Annotated in this window: 4 protein-coding genes; all 4 read right to left on the reverse strand. The window is 56.3% G+C overall.

All coding sequences use genetic code 11. The annotated features are described in order from the left end of the window. Positions 1-9,003 (reverse strand): Ig-like domain-containing protein (locus tag AAH446_RS18410; protein WP_342908130.1); only part of this gene is annotated, 9,003 nt, incomplete at its 3' end. Positions 9,004-9,044: 41 nt separating this feature from the next. Beyond that, positions 9,045-10,028: an OmpA family protein gene (locus AAH446_RS18415; protein ID WP_342908131.1), complete on the reverse strand. Its 984-nt coding sequence runs from the start codon at positions 10,026-10,028 to the stop codon at positions 9,045-9,047. 136 nt (positions 10,029-10,164) lie between these two features. After that, positions 10,165-10,782 carry a helix-turn-helix transcriptional regulator gene (locus AAH446_RS18420; protein ID WP_342908132.1) on the reverse strand — a complete coding sequence of 206 codons (618 nt, stop codon included), beginning with the start codon at positions 10,780-10,782 and terminating at the stop codon, positions 10,165-10,167. A gap of 66 nt (positions 10,783-10,848) precedes the next feature. Further along, positions 10,849-11,439: a transcriptional regulator gene (locus AAH446_RS18425; RefSeq protein ID WP_342908133.1), complete on the reverse strand. Its 591-nt coding sequence runs from the start codon at positions 11,437-11,439 to the stop codon at positions 10,849-10,851. Positions 11,440-12,437 lie beyond the last annotated feature (998 nt).

Here is a 12,437-nt window from a genome sequence, read left to right on the forward strand (position 1 = left end):
CACCTGCGCGCTGTCCTGGTTGTTGGCAGTACGCTGGTTCACCTGCTGCTCGGTGCCGATTTTGTGCAGACCATCGGCCTCATAAAGCTGCATGTAGACCTCGGTACCCATAGCGCTGGTACCGGAGATATCAGTTCCCTGCCATACCACCACGATGCGGCCATCGGCCAGTCGGGTGGTTGCCGGGTTAAGCTGATCGCCTGCGGTGGTGGTGTTCACCTGCGCGCTTTCATTCAGAAGGTCATAGCTGGCCAGCGCCGAGCCCTGGAACGCAACAGGCTCGCCCTGATTACCCGCCGGGTCGATAGCATAGATCTCGCCTGACTCACCGGCAGCAATAGGGTTAGGTGCAATAATCCATTTACCCTGCTGATCGGCTACGGTGCGATATTCAGTGCCATTATTATCAATGACGACAATCTCCACGCCGGGTTCAGTAACGCCGCTCAGTGACTCTTCAGCATTGCCTGAAATACCAACGTTAGGCGCAGTGATGTCCAGAATGAAATTCCAGCTATTGCTGATTTCGCTCACGTTACCTGCCGCATCAGTCGCCGTTGCAGTAATGCTGTGCGTGCCTTCCAACAGGTTAGTGGTCGGGGTGTAGCTCCAGTTACCCTCCACATCTGCAGTGATCGTTGCCAGCAGAAGACCATTGTCATACAGCGTGACCAGCGATCCCGCTTCCGCCGTACCGGTAAAGGTCGGTGCCGGATCGTCCGTGACATTACCTGCCACCGGTGAGGTGAACTGTATTGTGCCGACATCATCTTCCAGTGACTGAATAATCACCGGCTCAGGCGGCGTAGTATCGACCGTCAGGGTGAAGGTGGCCTCGCTGCTGTTGCCCGCCGCGTTGATCACTTCCGCCGTGAAGCTGTGCTCGCCGTCCGCCAGCTCCGCCACCGCAAAACGCCATGCGCCGCTGCTGTCCGCCGTACTGCTGCCCAGCACCACACCCGCCGCATCGCGGATGGTCACCACCGCGCCGGCCAGCGCCGTGCCCTGCAGCTCCGGCGTGCTGTCGTCGGTCAGACCGCCGTTCAGTACCGCGCCGGTCACGCTGCCCACGTCATCGTTCGCCTGGTCAATCGTCAGCGCCACGCTGCTGCTGTCCAGCGTGAAGGCTGAACTTTCGCCGCGCGTTTCGTTGCCCGCCGCGTCCGTTACCTTCACCTGCCAGCTGTGCTCACCGTCCGCCAGCGTGCCCAGCGCCAGCGTCCAGCTGCCGTCTGCGCCCGCCACCGTGCTGCCCACCGCCGTGCTGCTGCCGTCCAGGTAAACCGCCACGGTCGCGCCCGCTTCCGCCGTGCCCTTCAGCACCGGTGAACGGTCGTCGGTCACGCCGCCGTCCGCCACCGTGCCCTGCACTTCGCCCTGCGCATCCATCAGTGACGCTTCTGCCGCCGCCGGAGCCGCCGTATCCAGCACCACGTTAAACGCGCCCGTTTCCGCTGAGGAGACGCCTGCCGCGTTCACCGCCGTTGCCGTCAGGCTGTAGCTGCCGTCTGCGCCCAGCGCCGTCGTGGTGATACTCCAGCGACCCTCGCTGTCCGCCACGCCTTCGCCCACGTTCACCCTGTTACCTTCGGCGTCCGTCGCCCAGACCACCACCGTCAGGCCCGCGCCTGCGGTTCCGTTCACCGTCGGCGTGCTGTCGTTGGTGGACTGCCCTTTCTGCAGGAAGCCGGTATCCGCATCCTCGCCCTGGCTGTAGTCATCCACCACGTTTTCAATTGCCGGCTGCCCCGGGGCGCTGGTCAGGACGCTGAAGTCCCACGCCCCGTCCGCCGTGCCGCTCACCTGCGGACCTTCGTTGCCCGCCGCGTCGACCGCCGCCACCGTCAGGGCATGCGCCCCGCTTGTCACCGCGCTTTCCGGCGTCCAGCTCCAGTTGCCGTCCGCATCCACCGCCGCGCTGCCAACCAGCTGTCCGGCGTCATAGATATTGACGCTGACCACACCGTCCGTCAGGCCTTCCGCGCTCACGCTGCCGCTGTAAGTTGGCCGCGCGTCATCCGTGGTCGCGCCGTCCGCGATGATACCCTGTACTGGTCCAACGTCGTCCGTCAGGCTGATACTGCCTTCCGTGAAGGCGTTGTCACCCGGTGCAGAGGTGTCAATGGTGAAGCTCCAGCCGTCGTCCGCCGTGCCGCTCACCTGCGGGCCTTCGTTACCTGCCGCATCGACCGCCGCCACCGTCAGCTCATGTACCGAACCGTCCGCCAGATCCTGCGCCGGGGTCCAGCTCCAGTTGCCGTCCGCGTCCACCGGCGCCGTGCCGGCCAGCTCGCCGTTGTCATAGATGTTGACGTGATCGATATCCGCCGTCGCCTTACCGGCGTAAACCGGACGGGTGTCGTCGGTGACGCTGCCGTCAGCGATCTCGCCGATCACCGCGCCCACGTCGTCGGTCAGGGTGATCGAATCCACCACGATACCTGAGGTCTGGTTGTCCGGGACGGAGGTGTCAATGGTGAAGCTCCAGCCGTCATCCGCCGTGCCGCTCACCTGCGGACCTTCATTGCCCGCCGCGTCAACCGCCGCCACTGTCAGCTCATGTACCGAACCGTCCGCCAGATCCTGCGCCGGGGTCCAGCTCCAGTTGCCGTCCGCGTCCACCGGCGCCGTGCCAGCCAGTTCGCCGTTGTCATAGATGTTGACGTGATCGATATCCGCCGTCGCCTTACCGGCGTAAACCGGACGGGTGTCGTCGGTGACGCTGCCGTCGGCGATCTCACCGGTCACCGCGCCGACATCGTCGGTCAGGGTGATCGAATCCACCACGATACCTGAGGTCTGGTTGTCCGGGATGGAGGTGTCAATGGTAAAGCTCCAGCCGTCATCCGCCGTGCCGCTCACCTGCGGACCTTCGTTACCTGCCGCGTCAACCGCCGCCACCGTCAGCTCATGTACCGAACCGTCGGCCAGATCCTGCGCCGGCGTCCAGCTCCAGTTGCCATCCGCGTCCACCGGCGCCGTGCCGGCCAGTTCGCCGTTGTCATAGATATTGACGTGATCGATATCCGCCGTCGCCTTACCGGCGTAAACCGGACGGGTGTCGTCGGTGACGCTGCCGTCAGCGATCTCGCCGGTCACCGCGCCCACGTCGTCGGTCAGGGTGATCGAATCCACCACGATACCGGAGGTCTGGTTGTCCGGAGGCGTGCTGTCAGCCGGGCCATCAATAACGATACTGTTACTGTTGCCCGCCTCATCGATGGCTTCCACCACCACATCCTCAGCGCCCACATCCACCGGATTAGGCTGAATGCTCCAGTGCCCGTCGGCATCCGCCACCGTTTCGGTTTTGCTGCCATCTGCCGGATCGGTGATCACAATCACCGCGCCCGGCTCGGCGTTACCCGCCAGTTCATCCTCGGTGTTGACGGTAATGGCAGGTGCATTGGTGCTGGTGTCAATGGTAAAGCTCCAGCCAGCGTCCGCCGTGCCGCTCACCTTCGGACCTTCGTTACCTGCCGCGTCAACCGCCGCCACCGTCAGCTCATGTACCGAACCGTCCGCCAGATCCTGCGCCGGGGTCCAGCTCCAGTTGCCGTCCGCGTCCACCGGCGCCGTGCCGGCCAGTTCACCGTTGTCATAGATATTGACGTGATCGATATCCGCCGTCGCCTTACCGGAGAAGGTCGGACGCGCGTCGTCGGTAACGCCGCCGTCGGCGATCTTGCCAGTGATGGCGCCGATATCGTCAGTCAGGGTGATCGAATCAGCCACGATACCGGAGGTCTGGTTATCCGGGGTGGAGGTGTCAATGGTGAAGCTCCAGCCGTCGTCCGCCGTGCCGCTCACCTGCGGGCCTTCGTTGCCCGCAGCGTCAACCGCCGCCACCGTCAGCTCATGTACCGAACCGTCGGTCAGATCCTGCGCCGGGGTCCAGCTCCAGTTGCCGTCCGCGTCCACCGGCGCCGTGCCGGCCAGCTCGCCGTTGTCATAGATATTGACGTGATCGATATCCGCCGTCGCCTTACCGGCGTAAACCGGACGGGTGTCGTCGGTGACGCTGCCGTCAGCGATCTCACCGGTCACCGCGCCGACATCGTCGGTCAGGGTGATCGAATCCACCACGATACCGGAGGTCTGGTTGTCCGGAGGCGTGCTGTCAGCCGGGCCATCAATAACGATACTGTTACTGTTGCCCGCCTCATCGGTGGCTTCCACCACCACATCCTCAGCGCCCACATCCACCGGATTAGGCTGAATGCTCCAGTGCCCGTCGGCATCCGCCACCGTTTCGGTTTTACTGCCATCCGCCGGATCGGTGATCACAATCACTGCGCCCGGCTCGGCGTTACCCGCCAGTTCATCCTCGGTGTTGGTGGTGATCTCTGGCGCGATCGTGCTGGTATCCAGCGTGAACGACCAGTCGGCGCTCGGCGCGGAAACATTACCTGCCGCATCGGTACTGGTGACGCTGATGCTATGTTCGCCGTCCACCAGATTGGTGGTTGGGGTATAGCTCCAGCTGCCTGCGGCATCCGCACGAACGCTGCCCAGTACGGTGGTATCGCCGTCATACAGCGTGACCAGTGACCCAGCCTCTGCCGTACCGGTAAAGGTTGGTGCCGGATCGTCAGTTACACCGCCGCTGACCGTAAGCGTATCCTGAACGGTGCCTACGTCATCAGTCATGCCGGTAATAACCGGCAGGATCGGTGCAGTCGCATCCACTGTCAGAGTGAAGGTCGCCTCGCTGCGGTTGCCCGCCGCGTTGGTCACTTCCGCCGTGAAGCTGTGCTCGCCGTCCGCCAGCTCTGCCACCGCGAAGCGCCAGATACCGCTGCTGTCCGCCGTGCTGCTGCCCAGCACCTCACCCGCCGCATCGCGGATGGTCACCACCGCGCCTGCCTGCGCAGTTCCCTGCAGTTCCGGCGTGCTGTCGTCGGTCAGACCGCCGTTCAGCACCGCGCCGGTCACGCTGCCCACATTGTCGTTCGCCTGGTCTATCGTCAGCGCCACGCTGCTGCTGTCCAGCGTGAAGGCTGAACTTTCGCCACGCGTTTCGTTGCCCGCCGCGTCAGTGACTTTCACCTGCCAGCTGTGTTCGCCGTCCGCCAGCGTGCCCAGCGCCAGCGTCCAGCTGCCGTCTGCGCCCGCCACCGTGCTGCCCACCGCCGTGCTGCTGCCGTCCAGGTAAACCGCAACCGTGGCACCCGCTTCAGCGGTGCCCTTCAGCACCGGTGAACGGTCGTCGGTCACGCCGCCGTCCGCCACTTCGCCCTGCACTTCACCCTGTGCATCCATCAGCGTCGCTTCTGCCGCTTCCGGGACCAGCGTATCCAGCACCACATTAAACGCGCCGGTTTCCGCTGAGGAGACGCCTGCCGCGTTCACCGCAGTCGCCGTCAGACTGTAGCTGCCGTCTTCTCCCAGCGCCGACGTGGTGATGCTCCAGCGGCCTTCGCTGTCCGCCACGCCTTCGCCCACGCTTACCTTATTGCCCGCGGCGTCCGTGGCCCACACTACTACCGTCAGGCCCGCGCCCGCGTTACCGTTCACCGTCAGCGTACTGTCGTTGGTGGACTGCCCCTTCTGCAGGAAGCCGGTGTCCGCATCCTCGCCCTGGCTATAGTCATCCACCACGTTTTCAATCGACGGCTGTGCCGGGGCGCTGGTCAGGACGCTGAAGTCCCATGCCGCGTCCGCCGTACCGCTCACCTGCGGACCTTCGTTACCCGCCGCGTCCACTGCCGCCACCGTCAGGGCGTGCGCCCCGCTCGCCAGCGCACTTTCCGGCGTCCAGCTCCAGTTGCCGTCCGCATCCACCGCAGCGCTGCCGATCAGCGTGCCGTCATCGTAAATGTTGACGTGATCGATATCTTGGGTTGCGGTTCCTGCATAGGTCGGACGCGCATCGTCGGTGACGCTACCGTCGGCGATCACGCCCTGCACCGGACCAACATCATCGGTCAGGGTGATCGAGTCAGTCACGATACCGGAGGTCTGGTTGTCCGGCGCAGAAGTGTCAACGGTGAAGCTCCAGCCATCATCTGCCGTGCCGCTCACCTGCGGACCTTCGTTACCTGCCGCATCGACCGCCGCCACCGTCAGTTCATGCACCGAACCGTCGGCCAGATCCTGCTCCGGCGTCCAGCTCCACTTGCCGTCCGCATCCACCACCGCGCTGCCGGCCAGTTCGCCGTTGTCGTAGATGTTGACGTGATCGATGTCCGCCGTCGCGCTGCCCGAGAAGGTCGGCCGCGTGTCGTCGGTGACGCCGCCGTCGGCGATTTCGCCGGTAACAGGACCAACGTCATCAGTCAGGCTGATGTCATCAACGATAATGCCGGAAGTCTGGTTATCCGGGACAGAGGTGTCGACGGTGAAGCTCCAGCCGCCGTCGGCAGTACCGCTGGCCGCCGGACCTTCGTTGCCCGCCGCGTCAACCGCCGTGACGGTCAGCTCATGCACTGAACCGTCGGCCAGATCCTGCGCCGGCGTCCAGCTCCAGTTGCCATCCGCGTCCACCGGCGCCGTGCCGGCCAGTTCGCCGTTGTCATAGATATTGACGTGATCGATATCCGCCGTTGCCTTACCGGAGAAGGTCGGACGCGCATCGTCGGTGACGCTGCCGTCGGCGATTTCGCCGGTAACGGGACCGACGTCGTCAGTCAGGCTGATGGAGTCAGCCACGATACCGGAGGTCTGGTTATCCGGCGGCGTGCTGTCTGCCGGGCCGTCAATGATGATGGTGCTGCTGTTGCCCGCCTCATCAGTGGCTTCCACCACCACATCGTTGTCGCCCACGCCTGCCGGGTTCGGCTTAATGCTCCAGTGTCCGTCGGCGTCCGCCACCGTTTCGGTTTTGCTGCCATCCGCCGGATCGGTGATCACAATCACCGCGCCCGGCTCGGCGTTACCCGCCAGCTCCTCTTCGGTATTGACAGTGATCTCCGGGGCTACCGTGCTGGTGTCCACGGTAAAGCTCCAGCCATCCGTCTTCGCACCTTCGTTACCTGCGACATCGACGGCTGCTGCGCTCAGGTCATGCGCCGAGCCGTCGGCCAGATCCTGCGCCGGGGTCCAGCTCCAGTTGCCGTCCGCGTCCACCGGCACGCTGTCGATCAGCTTACCGTTGTCGTAAATGTTGACGTGGTCAATATCTGCCGTTGCCTTACCGGAGAAGGTCGGACGCGCATCGTCGGTGACGCTGCCGTCGGCGATCTCGCCGGTGATGGCGCCCACATCGTCAGTCAGGGTGATCGAATCAGCCACGATACCGGAGGTCTGGTTGTCCGGCGCAGAAGTGTCAATGGTGAAACTCCAGCCGTCGTCTGCCGTGCCGCTCACCGCCGGACCTTCATTGCCCGCCGCGTCAACCGCCGCCACCGTCAGCTCATGCACTGAACCGTCCGCCAGATCCTGCGCCGGGGTCCAGCTCCAGTTGCCGTCCGCGTCCACCGGCGCCGTGCCGGCCAGTTCGCCGTTGTCATAGATATTGACGTGATCGATATCCGCCGTTGCCTTACCGGAGAAGGTCGGACGCGCATCGTCGGTGACGCTGCCGTCGGCGATTTCGCCGGTAACGGGACCGACGTCGTCAGTCAGGCTGATGGAGTCAGCCACGATACCGGAGGTCTGGTTATCCGGCGCAGAAGTGTCAACGGTGAAGCTCCAGCCGCCGTCGGCAGTACCGCCCGTCTGCGGACCTTCGTTGCCCGCCGCGTCGACTGCCGCCACCGTCAGCTCATGCGCAGAGTTGTCGGCCATATCCTGCGCCGGGGTCCAGCTCCAGTTGCCGTCCGCATCCACCGGCACGCTGTCGATCAGCTTGCCGTTGTCGTAAATGTTGACGTGATCGATATCCGCCGTCGCCTTGCCGGAGAAGGTCGGACGCGCGTCGTCGGTGACGCTGCCGTCGGCGATCTCGCCGGTGATGGCACCGACATCGTCAGTCAGGGTGATCGAATCTTTAATAATGCCGGAATTAATATTGTCTGGCGCAGTAGTATCGGGGCGCGAAGCATCCGTCGGAGGGGATAAATTCCCGGCAGGATCGACTACCACGACGCTCACGTCGCTGTCGCCTTCATTAACAGGGTTGGGCTGGATGCTCCAGTCACCATTTTCATCAACGTCAACCGTAATAGTTTCACCGGTATCACCATCAGTGATGATTACCGTTGAGCCTGGCTCAGCTTTACCCGCTATTTGCTCATTATCATTGACGTTAACGATGGCAGATTCAGGCGGGACAGTATCGATATAGTCTTTGTCCATACTGCCGCTGTTACCTGCACTGTCGGTAACCGTAACGGTGATTGTACCGTTAGGTTCCGATGCCGGTGCTTCGGCAGACCAGTTACCTTGACTGTCGGTTTTTGCCGTAATTTCTGAGCCGTCTGGAAAGTGGATAACGACCTGTGAGTCAGGGCTGTTTGAAGTTCCCGAAATTTCTGGACGACCATTATTATCCGCATCAGTCACCGGATTCATGGTTATAGAAATAGTTTTGCCTGCCGCAGCGTGATGATCGCCACCGCCGCCACCATGGGAAGCCGCTATCGCGATGCCGCCCGCCGCAGCGGCGCCACCCAGCAGCAGGAAGGGAAGCCAGCCAAAATTGTTATCACCAGCAGCAAGAGGATCGGCACCGGCAAAACCTTCCCCACCGAGTACCTGTTCACCACTATGCCCTTCGGCTAAAGCTGGCGGGTATTCAGCAACATCGCCTGAGGTCGGTACATATTCATAATATTGGCCGTTTTCACCCAGGCCAATCAGATGGACATTATTATTATCGTAATAGTCTTCCAGCACGATATCAGGATGTGCAAAATTATCACCCCCAATGACAATAAGTAAATTATTACCGACGCGTTTGGTCATCACCATCTGTGGTGCATGACCAGTGGTGCTATCGAGCAGCTCTACATTTACGGCTCCATGATGGGGGATTTTGATAGTAGTAGTCTGATCGGTTTTAGTATCAACGGTGTAAGAAGAAATAATTCCCTTAACACTACGCATATTAATTTTAAGCATGGCAACCTTCTTAATAACAAGAATTAATTAAATTGGAAAAATTAATGAGAAAAACGCAGATTTTTTCTGACACCATAAATTTCAACGTTCACGCTTCTCCTGGAATCAAGACAGGCCTGTTCATCATGCTTACTGGCAGAATGTGTAAAGCAATTTTTGAGATCTTTTCCTTGCGCGCTAAACGCCGGCGAAGGGAAATGGGAGTTCACTAACCACGTCGCAACACTATTAGCCCGCATTTGCGAAAGTGGGTGCGTGATGGTGATCTTTTCATTAATGTCACTGGTATTTTTAACAGCTACCTTATCAACTTCACTAAACTCACGTTCAATCGTGCTGACCAATGCCGCCAGCACACTACTGCCCTCAGCGCTTAACGTCGTTGAGTTTTTTTTTGACGTGAAAAGCTTACTGGTATCAATCGAATAGGTTATTTCAGGGCAAGAGCGCTCTCTGACCACACGCGACAGCGTACGCTGTTGAGGCTTAAGACCCATCAGCTCGGATTTCGCGATTGTTTCTGGCACCCAGCGTGTGGTTATGACACCCTGACCGTTTAACGAAACTTGATAATAGTAGCGCTCACCAGATTGCAGCGTGGGTGAAACCACCGCCACGTTGCCTGGCTGCCCATGATGATACTTATCAAGCTGACTGAACGAGACATTTACCGACTTCTTTCCCGGGCATAAAAACAGCTCTACCGCGCGGGTTTGAGGAAGAACGCTGGTATAATATTGATCGTCTATAAAAACGTTAAGAACACGTTTTGATGACAGTGACGAGTTATCATCTTTACGATAAACAATGATATGCGCATGAGTATCCATAGGCTGCCAGCGGCCTGCCACCTCCGGATCATGGCTTGTCAAAGAAGAAGCTGGTACACCTTTCAATGGCGCAGCTGAAACGGGATTGCTGTAAATATAAGTAGATAAAACAACCGCAATGCCTAATAAAATTCCCGTCACAACATTAAATGGAATAGAAAAGCGCGTGGCGTTTTTTGGTGGTTTTTTATTCATAAATGTCTCTTACAAAATGAAAAAAAATAAAAAACTATCTACCCAAACATGCCCAGGCATGCAGGAGATATTTATTAATTTTAAATTGATATTTCATCACGCCAGATTTTTATGCTGGCTTTAATTTAAAAACCCTTTAAATATCCTCGTCATTTATTACTCCCATATAAAGTTCCAGCAGGGAAAGATTATTAAGTAAAGAATGAAAATCATAGTCTCCTTTAAGATCGTACTTCTTCATAACATTGTATTTATGCGCATAAACTGTCTTGACTGATAACCCAAGCGATTCAGCTGTTTGACGTACCGTATGGCCATTTTTCAGGTAACTTATCACTCTTAGCTGCACTAAAGACATACGAGCATAGCTGCATCTGATACAGTCTGTCGGTTTGTAAGTTTTTGATTGTTCCGCACGGGCACTCTTCCATGCGTTAACCATTTTTTCTCTGACTATTTTTAAAGATGCAGTACGATCGATCACAGTTAAAGATTGATAGCAAACGGGCAACTGTTCCGAAATAATGCTTTCAGTACGGTCGACAAAAACCAGTAACACACTTCCTTTTTTCCGAAAGCGATAAGCAGGCTGACACATAAAAATCCGCCATCGGGAAACGCTAATCAAAATAACATCCGCATTTTTCAGCGTTTCACTATCAAAACCTGAAGAAAATTCAATATCAATACAGGATATTAGTGTTTCTCCGATAATCTCAGAGATGCCAAGCCTAAAGTAATAATCGTCATCCATGCAAACTACCTTAAGAACCATCTTTTTTTCCTTTAGCACCCCAAACCATTGTTAACAATCTGCCTGCTAGATAAACTTCCCGTTAACCAGCTCAAGTTCTCCTTTCTCTTTCAACTCTTTTAGCACCCTGGAAATCGAACTTTTAGAGAGGTGCGAACTGTTCTCAATCAGGTAAAGTGCAGAAAACCTTTTTTTTAAATGCGGTGGTAGTGTTTTCCAGCGACCAATCAGAGAAAGTACCTCTTCGTGAGAGTTTCCCTTCGGCAATCGGATGTAATTCATCAAGTCAGAATACTGTCCTGACAGGATTGACATGGCGTCGTTAAATAAATCTTTTTCAAATATCAAGCGCCAGAATGACTCGTAGTCAATAAAACTGATTTTTCCATAATCTATTCTTTCAAGATAAATCGGCGGCTCGTCCAGCGCGGGCGTGACCCCAACCACTGATGGGGCAGAGAGGATATTAAGCACCTTATTCTCTCCTTTTAGCTTCAGCAAAAAATCGCCATCAAGAATAAACATGACCCGACGTGTGTTGTCTTTGGTCAGATGATAACGGCGTTTACCTCTCGATATTTCATCGGGATTTGCCACCTGCGTAAAACCCACCAGTTCGTCGATGATTCGCTCATGATTTTCAGTCACTCTAAACATATCAGCTAACTCAATCTCACTGACGCCATAGCAACGCTTCGTAGCCAGCGATCAGTATAAAAAATTTATAAAAACCCTGTTTGTTATAATCTCTTTATTTTCCGCTGGTGCATTGCCTTTTGCCTGTATCACCTCCAGACGTGGTTGAAGAGGAAGAACCTCACTAACCCGGCCGGCTATAATAAAACCCCCTATATAAAACTCAATCCCACAAACAACGCAAAAGGAGGATTTTTAAGCTACTAAATTGAAAATAAGTAGCTTGTTATTCTATTTTCAGGCTTGAAATTAGCACGTTAAAGCCGCAAACAGAGTTATCCTGGTTGTGTTATAACTATTTTCTGAAAAATGAATTTTTCAATCTCAATTTGAATCAGATGTTATAATCACGTATTGCACCCTGCGAAAAATAACGATTTTTTCTAAAAAACAGACCATTAATGAAACCCACACTACTATTTTGGATTCAATGTTAAAACCTAAAAAAATAACACCTCCGGGCACATTTATTTAATGCAAGTAAATCACAACCCAGAAAAAACAGACAATAAAATACATAAATACCATATATTTAGTTTTTTATCTTACTTATTCATTAAATATCAGAATAAAAAACCAGTAAATAAAATCCGGAAGTTAATACCTGTAATTATTTTGCATTACTTAAACCTGTAACCCATTCCCGCGCATTTTTACCCTCCCCCATGGTAGCTGCATCGCCCTCTCTCTGTACGACAACGGCCCTGCCGTTTGCTGAGTTTCGTTACTTTTCATTAATTAGACATGTACAATAGACCTGCTTTCCCTGCCCCTCTCAAAGAAAAAAGAGAGCTTTCAGATTTTTCCTGAGTAAAAAAGGGCCCTCCCGGTTTCTATGCAAATATTTTTAGTGTCATTTTGGAACGACTATCCTGCTGGATTTACTGCAAACTGCCGGGATAAGACCCGCACTGATATGTTTTTTCAGGCTGGTCATAATAATACCTATAGCGAGTCTC

The sequence above is a fragment of the Erwinia psychrophila genome, assembly GCF_039023475.1.
Classification (GTDB): domain Bacteria; phylum Pseudomonadota; class Gammaproteobacteria; order Enterobacterales; family Enterobacteriaceae; genus Erwinia.

Excerpts from the sequence above, each read along its gene's own strand:
- AAH446_RS18425 (WP_342908133.1), bottom strand. The coding sequence starts at position 11,439 with ATGTTTAGAGTGACTGAAAATCATGAGCGAATCATCGACGAACTGGTG.
- AAH446_RS18415 (WP_342908131.1), bottom strand. The coding sequence starts at position 10,028 with ATGAATAAAAAACCACCAAAAAACGCCACGCGCTTTTCTATTCCATTT.
- AAH446_RS18420 (WP_342908132.1), bottom strand. The coding sequence starts at position 10,782 with ATGGATGACGATTATTACTTTAGGCTTGGCATCTCTGAGATTATCGGA.